The following is a 22,327-nucleotide window of genomic DNA, read 5'->3' as shown; positions in this document are numbered from 1 at the left end:
TGAGGAATGGATTTTTCAACGAAGGCAGCTTCAAGAATCGCAGGTGTTCTGTTTATTATTGCTACCGTTGCAGCTATATTAGGTGCTTTATTATATAATCCGATTCTGAACGATTCGGAATACCTGACTCAAGGTTCTGCACACGCTAACCAGGTGGTCCTGGGAGCGCTAATGGAGTTAATTCTTGTCGTTTCAGCAGTCGGCACTGCAACCGTGATGTTCCCATTTTTGATAAATTATAATAAAACGATTGCTATTTGGCACGTTTGCTTCCGGTTTATGGAGGCCGTTGTTATTACGGTCGGGATTATCAGCGTATTGTCGTTGTTATCCCTAAGCCAGGACTACATAGCCGCGGGAGCACCGGATATTGGCTCTTATCAAGTTTCGGGTACTTTGCTATTAGCAGTGCATGAATGGACATTTATGCTAGGACCCAATTTCTTTCTAGGAATCAATACGATGATGTATAGCTATATCTTTTATAAGTCCAAACTTGTACCCAGGTCTATCTCCTTGTTGGGTATGATAGGGTCAGTACTGATTTTTCTAGTAGCCTTGTTAGAAATGTTCGGAGTCGTTGATCAACTTTCCGTATGGGGGGGAATCTTGGCGCTTCCGGTCTTCGCCTATGAAATGGTCCTAGCGTTTTGGCTCATTACGAGAGGGTTCAATGTATCTGCAATCAGGTAACTATGAAACAGTGCTTTAAGAAAGGAGTTGTGTCAAATCAATATGAATAAAATACAGAAATAAAACGTTCTTCAAAAGCAGAAAACATTCTATCATAGATACACAGTAAAACTATGCTAGGCGACTTAAGGAAAATCGCGAAGGACATTAAAAAAGATCACGAACTAGCTATGGAACTTTGGTCAGCCGAAGCGTTTTTGCCGAGACTATTAGCAATCTTAATTATGGATAAAAATCTTCTTTCACAAGAAGTGCTAAATAAACTTGATAAGGATATGCAGACTCACACTTTTGATGAGCGAAATAACTTATTGGATTGGTTAATGGCTAATCAGCTCACCAAAGACAAGAAAACAATGGCATTGATAAAGTCTTGGGAAAATAACCCTGCACGCGCTAACGGGCAGCATTCCTATTATGAAGTAATAATAGGTTTACGCCAATGAATGAGCATCAAATTCGTTAAAAGAAACGCTGACATCCCTCATACGAGAAATGGCAGCCACTCCAGCACCTTATGTAAAAACCCTGCAAAAGATTTTATTCGAAAGAAAATGCTGCCCTTTGAAACGGTTATGCAACTCCTGATCGCCATGGGGGCAACAGTTTATATAAGGAACTCTTGGAATCGCAGGGCTATGACGTAAACACCGCAACACTTCTGCTTTTGTCCAGCAGAGAAATAAAATCCCGCCGTCTGATCAACCGAACACAAAAGGCTTTAACCTTCTGCATTTGACCGCAGCGTATGACCTCTGTAATAGACTTTACGTGGACGCCCTTGTTCAACCACGAAGGTTGACCGTTCAACGATCAAGGAAAAACCATTGTTATTGACGATCGAGGGTATGAAAGCTACAACAGTTTCGCGAATATCAAGCGCAATGGGTGAAACTATGTCATACGGGTAAAGGATTTGGATTCCAGTGGTATTCTTTCGGGACTGTGTCTGCCCTGGCGGAGAGTTTGATCAAGACGTTCATCTGACACTTACCAAAAAACAAACCCGTCATAACGAATCTTATTGCGTCTGATTTCCCACCGGGATCAAATTTATTTATAACATGCGATGGGGCATTGAAACCTCTTTCCAGGCATTAAAATATAGCGTCGGTCTAACGAATTTTCAGGAAAAGAGACGAGAGTCCATCACTCAGGAGATTTTCGCAAGAATGATCCTGTACAATTTCGCTGAAATGATGACCTCGCATATCATCATTTCCCAAATGAATAAACGCCACCTCTACGAAGTCAACTTCACGGTTGCCGTTAACGTATGTATACATTTCCTGCGCTTACAAGGTGATGAACCCCCATCCGATGTTGAAGCGCTGATTCGCAAAAACAATTTACCGGTTCGACCCATTCGCCCAAGCCAGAAGCATACGCGAAATATCCGTTCGAAATCAACTGTGAGCTTCGTTTACAGAGTAACATAATTCGGTTCACACATTTTTTAAGCGGATATCCCATCCGTTTTGTTTGCTGTAAGCTTTTTTCCTTGTTTGCACCAAAAAAACAAACGGTATGGTGCTTCTCTCCATGCCGTTTCAAATACCGTTTTATTCTCGACCTTGTCTTTGAGCTTATCTTGATGACATTGGCCATGGGGCTCTCTTTTTTCTGTCTTTTTAAAAAGCAACATTGAATTATTAGAATTGTCTGCTTGCATAATAATATTGACCATCCTTTTTTGTAGATTTCATTAAAATGAAGTAGAAAGAAGAGGAGGGTGGTAGGCATGAACATTGGATTAATTGGGTGCGGCGCGATGGGAAAAGTATACGTCGATCGTCTGATGAGGATAAAGGGGGTTCGGGTTGCGGCTGTATGCCATCCCGAGTGGGCGAAAGCAGCCGCATTAGCAGAATTACCGCAGGCAAAAATCTATGAATCTTTCAGCGAAATGATCGCAAGGCCGGATATCGATATCATCTGCGTGACTTTGCCGACTTACTTGCATAAGGAATATGTGCGGATGGCTCTAGAGGCTGGAAAACATGTGATCTGCGAGAAACCGCTCACATTAACCGAGGAGGATTGCTGGGAATTAATAGAGACAAGCCGAGCTAAAGGTGTTAAATTGTGTGTCGCCCATGTCGTTAGATTTTTTCCGGAATATAAGGATGCTCGACTGCGGCTGCACTCAGGGGAAGTTGGAGCGGTCAAGTCTGTTCGTACAACAAGAGCAAGCCTAATGCCGGCGGAGAACAGCTGGTTTCTGGATAAGCGAAAAAGCGGCGGCGTTGTGTTTGACCTTATGATTCATGATATCGATTACGTGCTTTGGCTTCTTGGAGATCAAATTACTCAAATAAGAGCAGAAATTGTAGCTCTCGAAAGTGGGGAGCAAGCGTTGGCATGGCTCTATTATGCTGACGGTACTAAGGTTAGCTTAGAGGCTGTTTGGGGGGCGACTGACTTTCATGCCGGATTTGATATTACGGGAGAACAGAAAGTTCTTCGTTCAAACGGCTTCAATGAGGATATTGTGAGCGATAATAAGGTGGTTCATAAAAATTCACGGAATCGAGGTGTGATTATACCTGAAGAGTCAGAACTTGAAGACCCCTATTATTCTCAGTTGTTAAGCTTTATTCAGGCAATTGAGATGAACGGTCCGCTTCCTATAACGGCGGAAGAAGCTTGTTCCGCCGTTAGAATTGCAAATCGAATTGTGGTGTGCATGGAATCCTAACCCTTTGAAGCATCGAACTGAGGGGAGGAGGTTACTGGCTCCCTTGAGTACTTTAGCCGGTATTCGCGGGGAGATACTCCTTCGATTTTCATGAAAACCCTGGAGAAGGTGCGAAAGGATTGAAAGCCTGCTTCCAAGGAGGCATCCAGAATAGACATGCTTGTGTTCAGCAGCAGGCCGGTAGCTCTCCTTATCCGAAGGCTGTGCAAATATTGAAGGAAAGTTGTTCCCATTACTTCCTTGAACGCAAGACTAATGGCGGAAACGCTGGTATCGAATTGGCTGGAGAGTATTTCAAGGGATAAGTCGTTAATATAGTGAGTATTCACGTATTGAATGACATTCCATATCAACTTTTTATTGCGGTAATTGGAGCTTGGCGGTGTGAGATTGTTTCTTCTCTGATGAGCGCGGAAATAGATTATCAGGGCTTCGATTAGTTTGCTGCGAATATACGAATTTTTAGCCAGCTTGTCTTCTTGGTATTCTAACCGCATTTTTTCAAGGCAAGCGCTCATTTCGGCGTAAGAGTGAGGATCGAGGTCTACATAGGATGTGGCTCCGTCATTCGTTCCTAAAATGATCGTGCCGAATTCCGCCTCCATTGTGGATCCAAACAGCAGGCTTATATCGAACATGCAACAAATCACTTCTACGCCAGTATCATCACAAAATATTTCATGCATATCATGGGGGCGTAAAAAAGTGACTGTTCCTGGTTGAAGTTTATGCGGACTCCCGTTTATGAATTCGGTTCCGGTTCCGCTAACGACGAGGGATAGTTCGAGCACATCATGGTGGTGCAATGCATAATGCTTATGGAGCGTATGCGTTGTAACTACGCACGAAAACTTGCGGCTCACGGCTCCAGATAAAGACAGAACATCTTCATATTCAGGAAAAACAACCATGACGATATACCCCCCGATTTTTTCGCTATTTTACTTTTATTGACCAAGTAAATAAAAAAAATGACCGAATTCTTAATGAAATGTATTATAACATAGAAATCAAAAGGAGTGATTCTATGGAGCTTCAATTAAGTGTCGGTACAGCCAAAGTCGATATCACTCCGCCATTCGCTTTGCCGCTAGCTGGTTTTGCCAGCCGGAGCAATCGAAACTTCGAGACTATCGATAGCCGCTTGTACTTGCGAACGTTTTATTTTCAACAGCATTCTACGGATGGTTCAATGATGCAGTCGCTGCTCTTGTCTACCGATATTCTGTTCTGGTCCGAAGAACTGGCTGATCAACTGCGCATGCGAATAGAGCGTCAGTGGGGAATCGCGGTGGACGCCATTATTCTACATGCCACCCATACACACTCCGGTCCGGCCGTTTCTATGCGAACAATTGGGCTAGGAGTGCCTGATCCGAATTACCTCGCTTTTTTGGAACAAGCGGTAATGCAGGGTGTGGAAGAAGCAGTAGCCGATGCCGAGCCTGTGAGGATACAGATGGGAAAAGGCACATCAAGAATCGGCGTGAATCGCAGGAAGAAGGAAGGGGACCAAATTGTGTTGTCTCCGAACCCCGAAGGATTGACCGATCCTGAGCTAAGGGTATACGTCTTTACTACTTTCGCAGGGAAGAAGAAGGGTGTGCTAACCCACTATGCCTGTCATCCAACACTAACGGACCGCAATTCGGTATCCTCTGAATTTTGTGGTTACGCGATGGAAAGGCTGGAGCAGCGTAACGGATCCTTGACGGTATGCGCTTATCTTCAAGGCTGCAGCGGCGACATTAACCCCGTTATGCCGAAAGTTTCCGAAAGCAATCAGGATGTCATTTCCATCGTAGGACAAAGGCTTGTAGACGACGTAGATGCGATCTTAGCTGGAGAGCTTAAAGGGCTTGAACCCAGTGTGTTGACTAGTAGGCGATCGATTACAGTGCTTCCTTATGCAGAAATACCTTCGAAGGAAAAGCTGCAGCGAGTCGTGGATGAATCGACTTCAGCCGACGTCCGCAATTGGGCTCAAAGCTTCTTGGAGCAACCTGACAAGCTCAGGAAGCAAGCCCGATTTGAAATTACTAAGCTAACAATAGCCGAAGGGTTAACATTTATAGCTATGAATGGCGAAATGGTTGTGGAATACGGTTTGTTCATGAAAAGCTTTTCCCCGGGCTTAGTCCCTCTGGCTTACAGCAATGGAATGATTGGATATATTACAACCGCTAATCAACTGCAGGAAGGCGGATATGAGCCGATTGAATCCGTCACTTATTTCGGCCTTCCTTGTCCCTTCGACCAGGCTGTTGAAGCGGAAGTAAAAAGACAACTTATGGCTATTATCGACGAACCAATAAACTAGGAGGAGTACCAGCATGCAGAAGTTAAGATTAGCAGTAGATGGTGGAAGTCCGATAAGAACGCACCCATTTCCCAAGTGGCCGATATTCGGAGACCTGGAAGAAAAGCTTATGTTGGAGGCTGTTAGATCGGGGAACTGGGGAGGTGTGGATCCAGATAAAATCAAATTATTCGAGGAAAAATTTGCCTGTCTGCAGGATGCGAAATACGCTGTAACAGTCAACAATGGCACAATTGCCATAAGCATTGCTTTACTGGCTGCAGGTGTAGATGCCGGCGATGAGATCATCATGCCCCCCTATACGTTCATTGCTACCGCTACGGCAGCATTATTGATTGGGGCTATTCCAGTATTTGCGGATGTAGATGAGTCCATGCTGATCGATCCGGACAAAGTTGAAGAAGCGATCACGCCAGCTACCAAGGCGATTATCGCAGTGCATATTGCCGGTGCACCGGCCAATATGACACGATTGCGGCAAATCGCGAAGACATATAAACTAGCTTTAATTGAAGATGCCGCGCAGGCGGTAGCTGCCAAATGGGAAGACCAGGGGGTAGGCGCTCTAGGTGATCTGGGTACTTTCAGTCTCCAATCTAGTAAAAATCTCAATAGCGGTGAGGGCGGAGTCATTGTGAGCAACGATGAGGAATTAGCCGATCATGTCTGGTCTATTCATAACTGTGGTCGTGTTCGCAACGGTAAATGGTATCAGCACGAGCGCATTGGCTGGAACTTCAGGTTCAGTGAGGTGCAGGCTGCGCTAGCGCTTGCCCAGTTGAGCAGAGTGGAAGAACAGATGGAAATTCGCCAGCGCAGCGCAAATAATCTGGACGGACTCTTGCAACAAATAGAAGGAATCCAGCCCGTGAAGTATGATAGCAGGATTACGAAACATGCGAACCACCTTTATATGTTCAAGCTGGATAGAGTAATTACAGACAAAATTGTTAAAGAAGATTTTATCCGCAAGTTGAATGCAGAGGGGATACCGGTTACGGCAGGTTATGTCCCACTTAACAAGAATTCCGCCATTATCGATCGTATCCACAAGCTGGTTGGAGAAGTTAGGACTAATAGCTGTCCGGTGGCAGAAAGAGCATCCGAACTTGAATTGCTCTGGCTACACCAGAACGTTCTTCTTGGATCCGAGAGTGACATGGAAGATATTGCGAATGGTATCAACAAAGTAATCCAATCCTATTGATAGAGCAGTAGATTTATTAATGAGTGCTGGCTTCGCAGTATACGGTCTAGTTTCAGAGGATTGGCCAAATGCCTTGCAGGATCGCGACCTCAGGCAGTTGACCGCCTTGCAAACATAAATCATGAATACTACTAGACGAGAGGGGTATCACTAAATGAAAAAAATTTGGGTTATCGTCATTGCACTTGCACTCATTCTTTCCGCGTGTACTAGTAAGGGGAACAAAGGAAACGAGCTCAGTCCGAATAGTGAAGGGAAAGAAAGCACTGAAGGAAATAATGAAAGCGATACCAAAAATCCCGATTCGGGCAATAAATCCATCAAGGTACTGCTTTCCCATGCAGAAGCAGAGTATGCCAAAACTGTAAAAGTAGACGATCTTTATATCAAAGAGTTAAACAAGTTATCGGGTTATAATCTCAGTTTTGATTTTCTTGGACATTCCGACTACGATCAACAGCTCTCTCTGCGTTTTGTTTCTGGGGAATTGGCTGATTTGGTCCGGACGCCTAGTATCGATTCCACCATTCACAAGGATGCGGTTGAACAGGGTATCTTCAAAGAATTAGGTTCCTTAATTGATCAGTACGGTCCAAACCTCAAAAAACGGATTCCCGAAACCGCATGGAACAGTCCACGTGTTCAAAAGGACGGGAAAATTTACGGCATTCCAGTTCTTGTCGGAACGGCAAACGACAGAATCGGTTTTATCCGCCAGGATTGGCTCGATAAACTTAACCTGAAGCAACCGGAAACGATTGACGAGTGGCTTAACTATTTCGAGCAGGTTAAGGTTCAGGATGTGAACGGAAATGGTGATCCAGACGACGAATACGGCTATACGATGTTTGAAGGAGTAGGTTGGAGCTCGATGTTCTTCGGTTCGTTCGGCGTTGATCCCGGAACTTGGCACATGCAGGATGGCAAGCTGATTCCTGATATGATCAGCCCGAAGATGAAGGAAGCAATCGCATTTTATCGGATGCTATATGAGAAAGGATATGTCAATCGTGATTTGTTCACGAAGAAGGAGGCCGATTTCCGCGCGGATATCTATAACGGCAAGTCGGGAAGCTTTGCTGCCGCTGTCTATCAATACACACCTGACTTCAGTGCAGCCAATGCGCCTAAGAAATTCGTCAACGAGCCGGACAAGGTCAAGATCTCGATGGTCGCTCCACCGGCGGGACCTAAAGGCGAAAGAGGTTTAGGACCCGTGTCCGACGGCATTTATTTCGTGTGGGTGATTCCAGAAACGGTAAAAAATCCCGAAGAAATCATCAAATATCTCGATTGGGCATGGAGTGCCCCGGAAGCAGATAAGTTCTTCGCTTATGGGATTGAAGGCTCCAACTATACCGAAGAAAGCGGAGAACTCAAATATGATGTTTCGGCTCCTGTGAATGCAGACAAAAATGCGTTCCAAATGTTCCAATTGTCTATCAATCCCCGCGAGATCGGGTTCAACAACGATCTGGTATTAAAAACGCTGCCGGAATCGGAAAAGATAATTGCTGGCTATAAACTCTCGGCGGATATTGCAATGCCGCATGATAGCCTGTATATGCCGCCGCTTGTCACCTTCCAGAACAACCCGGAAATATCGACGTGGGGAACGATGTTTGTCGAGATGTTCTCCAAGATTATGACGGGAAGTCAACCGATCGATGCCTTTGACAAATTTGTTGCGGACTGGAATAAACGCGGCGGAGATAAAGCAATTGATGAAGCAACGCAATGGTATAATGCGTTCCATAAATAACGTTAATTGTGGATTGCGCTGTATGCCTCATGCATGCAGCGCGGTTCGCGAAAGATCAGTAAAGCTGGAAAAATAGGTTGGCCATCCACAAGATCGGCAGGTGATGTTATGAATAGGCGATTGGTTGTACGCGACAAGTGGGTTCTCATCTTGTTCGCTTTGCCCGGATTGCTCTATTTTTTACTATTCAAATACGTTCCACTACTTGGCAATGTTATTGCCTTTCAGGACTATAACATCTTCAAAGGAATTTTACACAGCCCGTGGGTGGGTTTTGCTCAATTCGAGCGGATGTTCGGGTTTGAAGATTTTTATGAAGTGTTTCGAAACTCAGTGAAGCTCGGCTTCTATTCGTTGTTGTTCGGCTTCCCTGCACCGATCATTTTAGCGTTGCTGCTGAATGAACTGAAATCGATGGCGTTCAAGAGAGTCGTACAAACCGTTGTCTACATGCCTCACTTCTTGTCATGGGTTATCGTCGGATCGATCTTCATTAATCTACTCTCTTACGAAGGCATTATTAATACGATAGCTAGTCAAATAGGTTTAGCAAAGGTTGATTATATAACGCAAGGAAACACATTCATAGCCGTACTGATATCCACTGGGATTTGGAAAGAAGTTGGATGGGGCACCATACTCTATCTGGCGGCACTATCCGGAATTAATCCGAATTTCTACGAAGCTGCCATGGTTGACGGAGCTGGCAGATGGAGACAAATGTGGAGCATTACACTGCCCTTATTGATGCCGACGATGGTTGTCGTGCTGCTTCTCTCGATTGGGCATATTTTGGATGCGAATGTAGAGCAGGTGCTGATCTTCCTGAATCCGCTAGTTAGGGATGTGGGAGAGGTGTTCGATACGTATGTATATACTTTCGGTTTGGTAGGCGGCCAGTACAGCTATACGACGGCAATTGCCTTATTTAAAGCCGTGGTAGGCATTGTACTTGTATTCGGGCTGAATGCGCTCAGTCGTAAAACAACCGGAGAGAGCCTTTACTAACTTAGGAGGTGGAATCGTGCGTAAACCTATAGCTTTCCAAGCCTTTTTGGTCACTATTTTGACAGCTCTAAGCTTAATCATGTTGGCTCCGTTAATTCACATCCTGTCGGTTTCCCTAAGTTCACCGCTTTATGCGCAGGCTAAGCTTGTCTATTTCAGGCCCAAAGGATTGCAGTTTGCCGTTTACAAAAAAATATTTTCGATGGATGAAATGTGGAGGGCGATGGGCGTAAGTGTCTACATTACCATTGTCGGCACGCTAATTACACTGGCGCTCACGTCTATGATTGCTTTCGCGCTCTCTAGAACGACCATGCCAGGTCGAACGTGGATCATGCGGCTCATTGTACTTACTTTTATTTTACCCGCACCGCTTATACCGGGCTTTCTGCTTGTCAAATCTCTCCATATGCTCGATACGCTTTGGTCATTGATGATACCTGGAGCAACAAGCGCCTTTTATGTGATCATCATGCGAACCTTTTTCCGGAATGTTTCCGGAGAGCTGTTCGATGCGGCGAAGATGGACGGCTGCAGCGAGGCGGGCATCTATTTCCGTATCGTGCTGCCCTTATCGACGGCTGTTATTGCCACCATCGGTCTCTTCCATGCCGTTTATCAATGGAACACTTACTTTTCCGCACTTGTTTTCATCAGGGACAAGACACTCTATCCTTTGCAGGTGCTATTGCAGAACCTAGTCGCTAAGAAAGGTTTGAACAACTTCATGGGGGAGGTACAGTTCGAACTAAATATGCCTGTTACGCCGGAAATGATGAGCGCAGGCATTATTATTTTTGCCACGGTGCCAATTCTGGTCGTCTACCCGTTCCTGCAAAGATATTTTGTCAAAGGCGCAATGCTGGGATCGCTTAAAGAATAATAGAGGAGGTTATTAAATGAAACGTTATCTAGTGTATCTGACAAAAATAGTGATGGTTCTAGCTCTTGCTACAACCGGATTTCTCATCGGCCCGTTCGAGCGCGCCAGTGCGGCGATTGCGGATATCGACAAGATCGTACCAACCCCTCAGCAGGTTAGCTATACGGACGAGTTTTTGACGCTGCATGACGGTACTTCCTATAAAGCGGCTATCGTAATCGGAAGAGATGCTTCACCGGCGGAGGAGGAGGGCGCAGATTTGCTGCAAAGAGTCATTGCCCGCAAGAACGGGCAGCAAATTCCGATACTCTACGACGATCAATCCAATTCCGGCTATTCGGTGGTCATTGCCATCGGAACGGCGAATACCAATACCATTAACGGCAGCCACTCCATTGATGTTCCCGATCATAAGGAGGGGTATGCAATCGAGCGGGCGTTGGTCGGCAATCGGCATATTGTGTTAGTAACCGGTTACGAGGCTATCGGAGCCTATTACGGTGCGACGAGCCTTTCCCAAATGGTTGATTCGAGCGGCTCCCTAACCCGGCTGCGGGTCGTATCGGTTCGCGACTATCCGGATATGGATATGCGGATCATCAAGGACATCTACACAAAATTTCATGCTAATAATGAAGGAGAATTTTCGTATTCCGACGCTAGAGACTGGATGCATATGCTTCCTTTGCTGAAGATTAACGTGTTCAACTTATGTTACTCTCATCTGTTAGAGACTGGATGGAGAAATCCTTCTTCGGATTACGTGAATGCGGTAAAGGAATTTAGCAATTATGAAAGGGACAAAGGGATCATTCAATTTATGCAGGGGGTCAATCCCGGTTATTCGGGAGGGCTGCCGACTGATGCGGAGTATAGTAAGCTGCTCGATTTATTTAAATTATCACTAGATGAAGGCGCTTCCAAAATTATGCTGGCCTTTGACGATCAGGCCTATCCGGATCCGGCGAAACATCGGGATTTGGCCAATAAAGTACAAAAAAGTTTGTCAGGCCAGGAAGGGTTCTATTTGCTGGCGACACCCGAGAAATATTTTCTTGGCGAATCGGATATCAGCACTTACTTGAATACCTTTACGGACGGACTGAACCCGGAGATCGGAGCGACTTGGACAGGGTATGATGTCTTCTCGACGGAGGTAACGCCTGCCCACGTATCCACTTGGAGAAATTCTACGAGCAATCCTTATAAACTGCCATTCTATTGGCACAATGACTACGAACTGGCGGATACTAGATTGAATTTTAACGATAAGGACGTACCGAAATGGGAGATAGACAACTATTACTTTACAGATTCAAGAGTTCCGTTTAAAACGAAAACACTAGTTCCGCCTGCTCAATCTTTAACATTGCCGGGCAGTTACGTATGGAACGATATGCCGCGAAATACTTCCGAAGGCGTCTTGGAAAATATTTTCCGGCCGACAACTCCGCACAAAATCTATGCCATTTCGATGGCAAACTGGATGTGGAATCCTGATGCCTACAAGAACGATGCGACAGAGTTTGCGCGTGCCAAAAAATATTGGGACACGATCGTATCCAATCCGGGATTTAAGAAAACCGCTACTTCGTCATCGGAGTACAGCGCTGACTATGCCGCCATTAAAGCCGTGGACGGTATTAACAGCAATGACACCGTGGAGAATGCTTGGGCTACCGCTAGCGGCGCTACGCTTAATTCCTGGTGGAAGCTGGACCTAGGCAAAAAGCAGAAAATGGAAGGCGTGCGAGTCAAGTATCGTGAGTTTGAAGAAAAAGCATACATGGTTCCGAACTCGGTAACCGTACAAATAAGCAACGACAACGTCAACTGGACAACGGTCGTAAGTCAATCGACGAACGTTCCGCTGGAAGGTTCAACCTATGCATCCGAAGTGTACTTCTATCCTTTCCAGGGGGAGGCTAGATACGTACAATTGAAGTTTCCTACAGGCGGGCAAAACTCGATCATCGAGCTTTCGGAGGTTGAAATCGCTCAAGAAAAATCGGCAGCAGCATCCGTTAATCTAGCGATCGGAAAGACGGCTTCCGCATCCTCTGTAATTGATAGTACCTACGCTGCAGGCAAGGCAAACGACGGTTTGAATAGTCATGGGACCGCCAATCCGAACAATGCGTGGTCAAGCACCTCGGGTACGAACCTGAACAGTTGGTGGAAGGTTGATTTGGGACAGCAGGAAAAGTTTAAAACCATCGAGGTAAAATTCAGGGAATTTATCTCAGATACGGCCTATATGGTGCCTAAGACGATTACTATTCAAACAAGCGACGATAATACGAATTGGACGACACTGATCGCAAGATCGGCTAACGTTCCTGCGACGGGTCAGTCTTATGGGTCCGCTACGTATTCCTATTCCGTAAACGGCAAAGGAAGATATGTCCGATTGCTGTTTGAGGACGGCGGCCAGGATACGCTGGTGCAATTGTCGGAGGTTGGGATCTTCAACCGCAGTCTTCCTCAGCATCAGCGGCAGGCGCAAAATGCCGCCTTCAAGAGAAAAGCGACGGCTTCATCGGTGTATTCGACGATGTATCCGGCCTCTAAGGCAAACGACGGTACGCACTCCCGCAGAACGGCGGAGAATGCATGGGCTTCAACCGCCGCGGGAGCGGTAAACTCTTGGTGGGAGGTAGATTTGGGAAAAATAACGTCCATACAGGATGTGGCTTTATACTTCCGGGAATTTCCTTATGGCACCGCATATACCGTGCCGGCTAACATCACCTTTGAGGTTAGTAATGACAAGGTTGCTTGGACTAGCGCACTGAGTGCGACTAATGTGCCTATCGAGGGTCTGAGCTACGATTCATCGAAGTACTCGTACACCTTGAACGCTTCGGGAAGGTATTTGCGTTTGAAATTTCCAGGAGGCGGTCAGAGCGGCCTTGTGGAACTATCCGAGGTCGAGGTGCGTTCGCCGCAGCTTGCCCGATCCGATTTCCATAACGTCATCTCTCAGGATGGCGCTGACGCATGGATGTACAAACATACCGACGGTTACTATTATTACACCCGGACCACGGGAAACAATGTGACGATCTGGAGATCCAAGACCATGTCCGGTATGGAGTCCGGCGAGAAGAAGGTCATCTGGGCCCCGCCGACCGACAACCCCAATGCGGCTAACTGTCAGGCTATCTGGGCGCCGGAAATTCATTTTCTGAACAATGCCTGGTATGCTTATTATTCGGCCACGACATGCGGTGATACGGATGGTTACAACCATCGCATGTTTGTACTGGAAAATACAAACGCCGATCCGTTCCAAGGAACCTTTACCGATAAAGGGAAAATAACCGACGCGACGGATTTGTGGGCCATCGACGGCACCRTGTTGAATCTTGCAGGACAATTGTATTGGTTCTGGTCCGGATGGGATTCTCCGTATCAGGTACGTCAGAACCTCTATGTGGCATCGATGAGCAATCCGTATACGCTGTCCAGCGCAAAGACGTTAATAGCATCGCCTACTTATGGCTGGGAGATGAGTCAGGGTGGTCCTGATATACCTGATATAAATGAAGCTCCGCAGCCTATCGTTAAAGGCAATAAGGTGAATTTGGTATACTCGGCTAATGGCAGCTGGAGCGATAGTTACAACTTGGGACTGTTGACGGCAAGCACCACGTCCAACTTATTGTCTGCAGCTTCCTGGACGAAGAAGAACACGTCGATTTTCAGCAGTGGAAGCGGCATCTATGGACCGGGGCACAATAGCTTCACCAAATCGCCTGACGGCACTGAGGATTGGTTAATCTATCATACTGCTAGATATTCAGGCGCAGGTTGGACACGGCATGTAAGGGCGCAGCCTTTTACGTGGAATGCCGACAACACGCCTAACCTCGGCGCTCCGGTCTCGCCGAACTTTCCGATCCGGAAACCGTCCGGAGAGCCCGAGAGGAAGCGGTATGAAGCCGAGGAAGCGAAGCTTGCGAACGGGGCAAAGAGAGTTCAGGACGAGACGGCCTCAGGCCGCAAAAAGGTTGGATACATCGATAATGCGAACAGTTATATCGAATTTGATGTTACCGTCGCTTCTGCAGGTTCCTATATCCTGTTGGCAAGAACGGCTAACGGAATGACCGGCAATCCGACCTCGACCTACAGTGTGACTGTCAATGGAGGAACGAGTCAATCAGTTGACATTTCGTATTCCGGCTGGGGAAACTGGGGGACAACTGCAATTGAGAAAACTTTAACGGCCGGACATAATAAAATCAGGTTTACCAAAGGCGCTAATTACGCGGAGATTGACTATCTGGATGTTATGCTTAAACCGTGAAAAGAGCTTTTTGATGAGGGCCAATTGTCCGACGGGTTGATCGTCGGCCGATTGGCCTTCTAGTGTTGCAGCAGAGGATGCCATAATTCCGAACTGGAGTACGTATGAACAAGCGGATTATGTCCGCATAGTGCAAAATTATGTCCGGTTAATTCAAAGATTAATATAGCTTGGGAGTTTATCATAAAAGAATATGCCATCACGAATAGACTTTTAGAGTAGAAAGTATAAAATTACTCGATTCTTTGAAAACAAAGAACAATAACCAATCACTTTACTAAAGAAAAGAGGAATTAATTATGATAGCAAACAAAATTCCGCAATTAGGAAATACGGCACGAAGCTATGATCTTGTTCCAGGCTGGATAAAGCTTCCTGGTCACTTAGAGTTTGGCTATACACATGGGATTGTCGTAGACCATCAGGATAACGTCTATGTCTTTCATACAGGTAAACCCTCCATTTTCAAATTTAATCAGACAGGGGAATTTCTAGCGGCCTGGGGCGAAGAGTTCGAGGGTGGCGCACACGGATTTTATCTCCATAAGGAGCAAAACAATGAATTCCTCTTTATTACTGACACCTCTCGAGGTAATGTAGTAAAAATGGATTTAAGCGGAAAGCACTTGCTGACATTGGGAACACCTGATCGTCCTGATTTATATAACGAGGAGCTTAAATATATCCCTACAGATGTAGCCGTTTCGGCAAATGGTGATATTTATGTATCTGATGGCTATGGTCAAAGCTGGATTCATCAATATACGGCATCAGGGGAATATATCCGTTCCTGGGGTGGAAAAGGTACGGAATTGGGACAATTGAACTGTCCACATGGTATTTCCATTGATATACGCAGTGGTGTAGAAGAGGTTTATGTAGCTGATCGTGGCAATCATCGTATTCAAGTCTTTACCTTACAGGGCGATTTCAAAAGAGTCATCGATAATGATATGGATCAGCCCTGCAGCTTCTATTATCATGGGGACGATCTCTTCTTCCCAGACTTAAACAGTCGAATTACGATCTTCGACAAAAATGATCGGTTGATCTGTCATTTAGGCGAAGATCAGCAGGCTTACAAACAAGAAGGCTGGCCGAATTTGCCTAAATCATACTACACAGATAATAAATTCAGTTCACCACATGGTATTTGTGTAGATTCCAAGGGATCGGTTTATGTTGCTGAATGGATTTTCGATGGACGTGTAACTAAGCTAACGCTGACATAATAGTATAGTAAATAAAGGAAACCGGCTTGTCCAGGATGACTGGAGATGCCGGGTCTTTTAATAGTAATAAAGCTTATTTACCATTTATAGGATGCCTGTTAGATAACTTCACTCCATGAACAGGGAATGAAATAATACGTAATAGATGAGCAGGCAAAGTGGCCTGCTTTTTTTTAGCGCGTGCCCAGAGGCACGCATCTTCTAGCTGGTGAAAGTCCGACCATGGGAGTGTCCAAGCCCCCATGTAGCTAGGATGCCTACGTACGGCTAAAGCTTTGTGCAGAAGCGTTTCGACAAAAGTTCTGTCTGAGACAGGGTGAGCAACATGCCAGGCTGTAACATCAAGTGAATCTTGCCTATTGGTTCTAATTAAACACTAATCGGACCCATCACCATACATTCGAAAAAGCCTCTTACGTCTATGGTGTTGGTTTGCTCGAGCGGATTATTGGTATCGATGGCAGCCGTTCTTCTTATCTCCTGAATGGCCACGGCGATGTCGTGGAAATGAGTGATATGGAAGGTAACGTGCAGAATCAATATGTTTACGACATTTGGGGTAAACCATTACAAGAAACGGGATCTGTGGATAATCCTTTCCGTTACTCAGGAGAATATTGGGATGATAGCGTTAATCTTCAATATTTAAGAGCACGGTGGTATGATCCTTCAACGGCTCGGTTTATTAATGAGGATACGTATGTGTAAATTGAATAGATAATTAGAGGGCTAGTATGAAAATATACTTTTAAAACCTACAGGTTCAGGACAGGACTCTCCACTCCTAGCTATACTTTTGCACTCTTTTTGAGTCTAAGCTACCTTTCTAGGTAGCTTTTTTTCTTTAGTAAACTAATTAGTGATTCGGCATATCTGGGAAAATAGCAAGATGATGGTTCGACTGAATTGTCTAAGTAAGTCGGGAGGATGGCTTTATCGCAAACGAAATGAAACGATAGAGTGATGCTTCGCGAATGCTAAAGAGATCCAGGGGTTTCGCTACTGTCTTTTACGGTGGTTACAAAACGTGTTGGAACAAGAGTTAATGACCAGGACTTCTTCCCGTGCCATTCCTGAATTCCGTTTTATTCTCGGTCTTTTTTTTGAGCTTATCTTAAAGAAAAGAGCTGAATACGTAGGCACAAACATCTATAAACTACGTTGGCTCGTTGCTTCCTAGCTTCGGGTTGTTAAAGCTTCATCCGTCGGCTAATTGTAAATACGGAATATATAGACTTTTAAAAACACTAACGTTTCCAGAAAAACTCGGCGACCGTACTCCGGTTGAATACCGAATCGCGATCGCCGCATAAATGAATACTCTTTCTCACTGTCTATTTTACGGGGGTAAAACCAGTTGGGTCGGAGGCTTGTCTTATTTTGGGAGGAGTCTGGCCGTTCGACGATTATTCCTGCAATCGACGCTGCGGCAGTAGGAGCGTGAACGAGGTTTCCCCATACGGGGTACTGGTCAAGCGGATGTGGCCTTGATGCAGGTCGACGACTTCTTTCACGATGGAAAGTCCGATGCCGAGACCTTCGCCTTGCCTTCCTTCGTTCGCGCGAAAGAATCGTTCGAAGACGCGGTCGCGGTCGGCGTGGTCGATGCCTCTCCCCCGATCCTTCACGATGATAAGCACGCAATCGTCTTCTTGGACGAGTCCGATCCCTAGATACTCCCCGTCGCTGCCATAACGTAAAGCGTTGTCCAGCAAGTTGCGAACGGCGCGCTCCATGAGGGAAGCGTCGAGATCCGACTCGACGTCCTTCTCCGGGATCTCAATGTCGACCGCATAGTTTTGCCCGTCCAACAGCAACAGATAGTCGGACACGATTTTTCGCATCAATTCGGACAAGTTGGTCGGGGTGGGATGAATCTCGAACACACCTGAGTCTTGCCGAGAGATGTCCAGCAGCTGATCCAACAGTTTGTCCATGTAGCGGGAACGTTGCAATATGATTTTCGCGCTTTTGCGAAGCTCTCCGTCGTCATGGAACGAATTCGTGCGAATCGTCTCGGCATAGCCCAGGATCATGGTTAGCGGCGTTCGCAAATCGTGGGACAAATTGGACAGCAGCAGTCGGCGTCGTTTATCGAACTGCTCGATTTGAACGGCCTGTTGCTGAATCCGGCGAGCCATCTCGTTGTAATGACGGGTGAGCTGGCCGACTTCGTCCTTCGACTTGTCCTCTAGCACCAGGACGTCGCTTCTTAAGCCGACTTGGCCCAAGGCCTTGTTCAGCTTGCCGATGCGACGATTAATGGAGGAGAAGAACCAGATCGACAGGAAATAGGGGACCAGGGCGGATAGCAGGACTGGCAGGATGAGAGCGTACAACAGCTTGAATGATCGTGAAAAGAAGTAGACTTGCCCCGTTTTCATCTCATCGCTAGGCAAGCTTAACAACAGATATTCGGATTGTCCGTTCCGGGCCAGGGAATATACGAGAGTGGCCGTTTCATGCTCGGCCCAGAGGTTGTCCGGCATATTCACGAAGCGTCCGGCCAACTGTCCGAAGTCGTATCGGGCCGTTCCGCCGGTAGTATCGTAGATCCTCGAGCCGTCCGACGCGACCCATTCCAAGCGTATCGCCGGATGCCGGTCATGAACCGCATCCAGAATCGGTCGAACGCCGTCAAGACTATGCCTTTCGACGGTCAGCAGCGTCTCGTGCGCGATCGACTCCAATTGATTCAGATTATACCCATCATTCCATATCTTCGTGACAATGAAGGACAACAACAAGAATAAAATCAGGCTGCTTGCAGCGCTGATCAGCATGACAAGCCAGAGCTTCGTGCGACTTTTCATATGCCGTCTCCTGAGAATCGATAACCGATGCCTCTTACCGTATGAATCTGCGGTGCGGTATCGGAGTCGTCGTCGAGCAAGGCGCGCAACCGGTTCATGAATACGCTCAAGTTGTTGTCATTCACGTGATCGTGCTTCCAGACATGCAGGTAAATGTCTCGCTTGGTCAGCACGCGATCCGGATTCTTCATGAACAATTGCAGCAGCTCGCATTCGTATTGCGTCAATTCGTGACGTTGCGATCCGTTGGCCAGCACCATATTATCGATGTCGAGCGCCAGCTTATTCATCCGAATGACCCCGTAGGGGTGCGACGTGCTGCCGGGACGATGCCTTCGGAGTTGCGCCTGTGCGCGGGCAAGCAATTCCATCGGACTGAACGGCTTGGTGACGTAGTCGTCCGCTCCCAACCCTAACGTATCGATCTTGTCCTGTACCTCTCTTCTAGCGCTTAATGCGATGATGATCACGTCGGTTCCGCGAGCTCTCACATATTGAAGAACTTCAAAGCCGTTCACATCATCCATCATTAAGTCTAATATCATTAATTCGATGGGCTGCTCCCGCAACGTTTCGATAGCTTGTCGCCCCGAGGCAGCCTCGATCACGCGCATGCCCGCTCTCTCCAAGTGCATGCGGATTAGCGTGCGAATGTCCGGCTCATCATCGACAACGAGAATTTGATGCATGTCACGACCACACTCCGATTCTATTGCTTCCCTAATACTCTCCTCATCATAACGGGAAAAGAGCGCTAGGAAAAGGTCGAATGATGGCGCTATTAAGATTTCATTAAGAATACTGCGCTATTTTCCTGTTATAGTTAACGACGACATTAATGGTAGAGGAGTGTTTTCGAAGTGATGATCAAGCGCTACGTGACGATATTCATGGCATTGCTCTTGTTAACAGGAATGATTCCGACTTATGCGGACCAGGCAGCCGCGTACGATTGGACGATTCGGAGTCCCTATCCGACGTCCGAGGATCTGCAAGGCGTTGCTTACAACGACGGTACATACGTGGCAGTGGGGGGGAACGGTACTCTGCTGACCTCCGCCGACGGAACGAACTGGACGAATCGTTGGTCAGGCCCGGGAATTCCTTATTTCAATGGCGTCGTATATGGGAATGGAAAGTACGTGGCGATTGGCGATAGAGGCGTAATCGTCTCTTCGGGCGATGGATTGAACTGGACTTCCCGTTCGTCGGGAACCTCGGAATTTCTAGAGGGTGTCGGCTTCGGCAACGGCTTGTACGTGGCGGTAGGAGACGCTGGGACGATCTTGACTTCGGCTGACGGAGAGAATTGGTCGAATCGTACTTCGAGTACCGATGAGAACCTGACGGACGTCGTGTATGGTTCGGCCAAATTTGTGGCGGTAGGGGAATCGGGGACGATATTGACTTCCTCTGACGGAGTAGCCTGGAGTGACGCCTCGCCCAGCAATATTCCGGATCTCTATGGCATTGCCTTCGGTAACGGCACGTATGTTGCGGTGGGGTTTGCTGGCGCGATGGTGACTTCAGGCGACGGCGCGAGTTGGACGAAGCAACATTTGGATAATAGACTAACGCTGGAAGACGTCACTTACGGCAACGGTGATTTTGTGGCAGTGGGCCATAACGGACTCGTCTACGCCTCCGTCGACGGAGTGGCGTGGGAGAAACGCGATGCGGTCACGCTTTCGATCTTGAATGGGATCGTATTCGGAAATGGCACATACTTGTCGGTAGGCTACGGGGGAACGATCTTGACTTCCAACGATGGGACGAGTTGGGTTGTCCGAACAGTGGGAACCAGTCATGATCTTAATGCCATTACTTATGGCAAGGGTACGTATGTGGCGGTGGGCGATGTCGGGACGATTATGACTTCAAGCGGCGGCGCAAACTGGATGATCCGAACTTCAGGTACTTGGCAATCGCTATACGACGTGAGCTTCGGCAATGGTACGTTCGTGGCCGTGGGTAGCGACGGATCCATCTTGACATCAGGCGACGGCGCGAGTTGGACAAGCCGTACGTTCGGTAGCTCGCAATACGGCGTTTCGTTCGTGAATGGCAAGTTCGTGATGGTGGGTGCTGCAGGTGCGCTGGCGACCTCCGACGACGGCGTAAGCTGGGCGAGTCGAACTTCTGGCACTTCGCAAAATCTTTGGGACATCGCATACGGCGACGGCATGTACGTGGCCGTCGGCATCGGCGGTACGATCTTGACTTCCGGCGATTTAGAGACTTGGACGAGCCGGACTTCGAATACTTCGGACGGGATCTATAGCGTCGTATACGGTAACGGAAAGTTCATGGCGGGCGTGTCCGACGGAGCCGTGGTGACATCTTCGAATGGCATCGATTGGACGAACTCATCGACGGGCGCCCGTGGGTATCCTATGGCCGTTACCTATGGCAACGGCGAGTTCGTGGCCGTAGGATCACCGAATAAAATCGCGAAATCCACGGATGGCACGAGTTGGACGACCCAGACACTCACGACATCGAAGCAGTTGGCGGACGTCAGCTACGGTAGCGGCGCGTTCGTGGCTGTGGGACTTAGCGGGCTCGTCTTGCAAGCGGTCATTCCTGACTTGTACACGGTGACATTCGATTCGCTAGGAGGTAGCACGGTTGCGGACTTGACCGACATTAGCGCGGGAGCGAAGATCGCGGCACCTGCGAATCCAACGAAAGCCGGCTTCACCTTCGAGGGCTGGTACAAGGAAGCGGCTGGCTCTACGGAATGGCAATTCGGCACGGATACGGTAACAGCTAGCGTGACGCTGTATGCGAAGTGGACGCCAGATCCGACGTACACGGTGACATTCGATTCGCAGGGAGGAAGCGTGGTTGCGGACTTGACCGAAATAAGCGCGGGAGCAAAGATCGTGGCACCTGCGAATCCAACGAAAGCCGGCTTCACCTTCGAGGGCTGGTACAAGGAAGTGGCTGGCTCTACGGAATGGCAATTCGGCACGGATACGGTAACAGCTAGCGTGACGCTGTACGCGAAGTGGACGCAGAATCCGACGTACACGGTGGCGTTCGATTCGCAGGGAGGCAGCGTGGTTGCGGGCTTGACCGATATTAGCGCGGGAGCAAAGATCGCGGCTCCTGCGAATCCAACGAAAGCCGGCTTCACCTTCGAGGGCTGGTACAAGGAAGCGGCTGGCTCTACGGAATGGCAGTTCGGCACGGATACGGTAACGGCGAACGTGACGCTGTACGCGAAGTGGACGCCGGATCCGACGTACACGGTGACATTCGATTCGCAGGGAGGCAGCGTGGTTGCGGACTTGACCGATATTAGCGCGGGAGCGAAGATCGCGGCTCCAGCGAATCCAACGAGAGCTGGCTTTACCTTCGAGGGCTGGTACAAGGAAGCGGCTGGCTCTACGGAAT

General features: G+C 47.5%; 16 protein-coding genes and 3 pseudogenes. 13 read left to right on the top strand and 6 right to left on the bottom strand.

Going from position 1 to position 22,327, the window contains the following annotated elements; genetic code table 11:
* Nucleotides 1-6: 6 nt before the first annotated feature.
* The 3 genes and pseudogenes from AB4Z29_RS05165 (at nt 7) to AB4Z29_RS05155 (ending at nt 2,132) form a co-directional block, all read left to right on the top strand.
* Nucleotides 7-693: a DUF4386 domain-containing protein gene (locus tag AB4Z29_RS05165; RefSeq protein ID WP_441942034.1), complete on the top strand. Its 687-nt coding sequence runs from the start codon at nt 7-9 to the stop codon at nt 691-693.
* A 113-nt stretch (nt 694-806) separates the two neighbouring features.
* Nucleotides 807-1,112: pseudogene (locus AB4Z29_RS05160) on the top strand (DNA alkylation repair protein); the annotation flags it as partial.
* A gap of 645 nt (nt 1,113-1,757) precedes the next feature.
* On the top strand, nt 1,758-2,132 hold the full coding sequence (locus tag AB4Z29_RS05155) for a transposase (RefSeq protein ID WP_441942033.1): 375 nt from the start codon (nt 1,758-1,760) through the stop codon (nt 2,130-2,132).
* A gap of 17 nt (nt 2,133-2,149) precedes the next feature.
* Here AB4Z29_RS05155 and AB4Z29_RS05150 read toward each other — a convergent pair whose 3' ends face one another.
* Nucleotides 2,150-2,365 carry a hypothetical protein gene (locus AB4Z29_RS05150; protein ID WP_441942032.1) on the bottom strand — a complete coding sequence of 72 codons (216 nt, stop codon included), beginning with the start codon at nt 2,363-2,365 and terminating at the stop codon, nt 2,150-2,152.
* Between the two features lie 69 nt (nt 2,366-2,434).
* Here AB4Z29_RS05150 and AB4Z29_RS05145 point away from each other — a divergent pair, with 69 nt between their 5' ends.
* The gene (locus tag AB4Z29_RS05145; protein ID WP_441942031.1) at nt 2,435-3,391 is read left to right on the top strand and encodes a Gfo/Idh/MocA family protein; all 957 of its coding nucleotides are present in this window, start codon (nt 2,435-2,437) and stop codon (nt 3,389-3,391) included.
* Here AB4Z29_RS05145 and AB4Z29_RS05140 read toward each other — a convergent pair.
* Nucleotides 3,388-4,302, bottom strand: a complete 915-nt coding sequence (locus AB4Z29_RS05140; RefSeq protein WP_441942030.1) for an AraC family transcriptional regulator — start codon at nt 4,300-4,302, stop codon at nt 3,388-3,390. The two genes, AB4Z29_RS05145 and AB4Z29_RS05140, sit on opposite strands and share 4 nt — an antisense overlap.
* A 116-nt stretch (nt 4,303-4,418) precedes the next feature.
* On the opposite strand from AB4Z29_RS05140, the gene AB4Z29_RS05135 reads away from it, so the two are divergent.
* The 8 genes from AB4Z29_RS05135 to AB4Z29_RS05100 all read left to right on the top strand — a co-directional run bounded on the left by AB4Z29_RS05135 (nt 4,419) and on the right by AB4Z29_RS05100 (nt 16,823).
* A complete protein-coding gene (locus AB4Z29_RS05135; RefSeq protein ID WP_441942029.1) occupies nt 4,419-5,711 on the top strand; it encodes a neutral/alkaline non-lysosomal ceramidase N-terminal domain-containing protein in 1,293 nt (430 codons plus the stop codon).
* 13 nt (nt 5,712-5,724) lie between these two features.
* Nucleotides 5,725-6,918 (top strand): DegT/DnrJ/EryC1/StrS family aminotransferase, encoded by a 1,194-nt coding sequence (locus tag AB4Z29_RS05130; RefSeq protein WP_441942028.1) that lies wholly within the window; start codon nt 5,725-5,727, stop codon nt 6,916-6,918.
* A 154-nt stretch (nt 6,919-7,072) separates the two neighbouring features.
* The gene (locus tag AB4Z29_RS05125) at nt 7,073-8,680 is read left to right on the top strand and encodes a hypothetical protein (protein WP_441942027.1); all 1,608 of its coding nucleotides are present in this window, start codon (nt 7,073-7,075) and stop codon (nt 8,678-8,680) included.
* Between the two features lie 108 nt (nt 8,681-8,788).
* Nucleotides 8,789-9,688: an ABC transporter permease gene (locus tag AB4Z29_RS05120; protein ID WP_441942026.1), complete on the top strand. Its 900-nt coding sequence runs from the start codon at nt 8,789-8,791 to the stop codon at nt 9,686-9,688.
* 16 nt (nt 9,689-9,704) lie between these two features.
* Nucleotides 9,705-10,571, top strand: coding sequence for a carbohydrate ABC transporter permease (locus AB4Z29_RS05115; RefSeq protein WP_441942025.1), 867 nt, complete (start codon nt 9,705-9,707; stop codon nt 10,569-10,571).
* A gap of 16 nt (nt 10,572-10,587) precedes the next feature.
* On the top strand, nt 10,588-14,883 hold the full coding sequence (locus AB4Z29_RS05110) for a family 43 glycosylhydrolase (RefSeq protein ID WP_441942024.1): 4,296 nt from the start codon (nt 10,588-10,590) through the stop codon (nt 14,881-14,883).
* Nucleotides 14,884-15,182: 299 nt separating this feature from the next.
* Entirely contained in the window at nt 15,183-16,115 is a 933-nt protein-coding gene (locus AB4Z29_RS05105; protein ID WP_441942023.1) for a hypothetical protein, read from the top strand.
* Between the two features lie 432 nt (nt 16,116-16,547).
* Nucleotides 16,548-16,823, top strand: a complete 276-nt coding sequence (locus tag AB4Z29_RS05100) for an RHS repeat-associated core domain-containing protein (RefSeq protein ID WP_441942022.1) — start codon at nt 16,548-16,550, stop codon at nt 16,821-16,823.
* 698 nt (nt 16,824-17,521) lie between these two features.
* Here AB4Z29_RS05100 and AB4Z29_RS05095 read toward each other — a convergent pair.
* The 4 genes and pseudogenes from AB4Z29_RS05095 to AB4Z29_RS05080 all read right to left on the bottom strand — a co-directional run.
* The gene (locus AB4Z29_RS05095; RefSeq protein ID WP_441942021.1) at nt 17,522-18,928 is read right to left on the bottom strand and encodes a HAMP domain-containing sensor histidine kinase; all 1,407 of its coding nucleotides are present in this window, start codon (nt 18,926-18,928) and stop codon (nt 17,522-17,524) included.
* A complete protein-coding gene (locus AB4Z29_RS05090; protein ID WP_376769720.1) occupies nt 18,925-19,188 on the bottom strand; it encodes a helix-turn-helix domain-containing protein in 264 nt (87 codons plus the stop codon). Before AB4Z29_RS05090 ends, AB4Z29_RS05095 begins: the two co-directional genes overlap by 4 nt.
* Nucleotides 19,189-19,256: 68 nt before the next feature.
* Nucleotides 19,257-19,359 (bottom strand): annotated as a pseudogene (locus tag AB4Z29_RS05085) (DNA-binding response regulator); the annotation flags it as partial.
* Nucleotides 19,339-19,563 (bottom strand): annotated as a pseudogene (locus AB4Z29_RS05080) (response regulator); the annotation flags it as partial. The pseudogenes AB4Z29_RS05085 and AB4Z29_RS05080, both read right to left, overlap by 21 nt.
* A 228-nt stretch (nt 19,564-19,791) precedes the next feature.
* Here AB4Z29_RS05080 and AB4Z29_RS05075 point away from each other — a divergent pair.
* The coding region (locus AB4Z29_RS05075; protein WP_441942020.1) for an InlB B-repeat-containing protein at nt 19,792-22,327 on the top strand (2,536 nt) is incomplete at its 3' end.

The sequence above is a fragment of the Paenibacillus sp. 2TAB23 genome (assembly GCF_052115165.1).
Classification (GTDB): Bacteria; Bacillota; Bacilli; order Paenibacillales; family Paenibacillaceae; genus Pristimantibacillus.
This window is presented reverse-complemented; position numbering and strand designations above follow the sequence as displayed.

Excerpts from the sequence above, each read along its gene's own strand:
- AB4Z29_RS05165 (WP_441942034.1), top strand. The coding sequence starts at position 7 with ATGGATTTTTCAACGAAGGCAGCTTCAAGAATCGCAGGTGTTCTGTTT.
- AB4Z29_RS05155 (WP_441942033.1), top strand. The coding sequence starts at position 1,758 with ATGCGATGGGGCATTGAAACCTCTTTCCAGGCATTAAAATATAGCGTC.
- AB4Z29_RS05150 (WP_441942032.1), bottom strand. The coding sequence starts at position 2,365 with ATGCAAGCAGACAATTCTAATAATTCAATGTTGCTTTTTAAAAAGACA.
- AB4Z29_RS05145 (WP_441942031.1), top strand. The coding sequence starts at position 2,435 with ATGAACATTGGATTAATTGGGTGCGGCGCGATGGGAAAAGTATACGTC.
- AB4Z29_RS05140 (WP_441942030.1), bottom strand. The coding sequence starts at position 4,302 with ATGGTTGTTTTTCCTGAATATGAAGATGTTCTGTCTTTATCTGGAGCC.
- AB4Z29_RS05135 (WP_441942029.1), top strand. The coding sequence starts at position 4,419 with ATGGAGCTTCAATTAAGTGTCGGTACAGCCAAAGTCGATATCACTCCG.
- AB4Z29_RS05130 (WP_441942028.1), top strand. The coding sequence starts at position 5,725 with ATGCAGAAGTTAAGATTAGCAGTAGATGGTGGAAGTCCGATAAGAACG.
- AB4Z29_RS05125 (WP_441942027.1), top strand. The coding sequence starts at position 7,073 with ATGAAAAAAATTTGGGTTATCGTCATTGCACTTGCACTCATTCTTTCC.
- AB4Z29_RS05120 (WP_441942026.1), top strand. The coding sequence starts at position 8,789 with ATGAATAGGCGATTGGTTGTACGCGACAAGTGGGTTCTCATCTTGTTC.
- AB4Z29_RS05105 (WP_441942023.1), top strand. The coding sequence starts at position 15,183 with ATGATAGCAAACAAAATTCCGCAATTAGGAAATACGGCACGAAGCTAT.
- AB4Z29_RS05095 (WP_441942021.1), bottom strand. The coding sequence starts at position 18,928 with ATGAAAAGTCGCACGAAGCTCTGGCTTGTCATGCTGATCAGCGCTGCA.
- AB4Z29_RS05090 (WP_376769720.1), bottom strand. The coding sequence starts at position 19,188 with ATGGTGCTGGCCAACGGATCGCAACGTCACGAATTGACGCAATACGAA.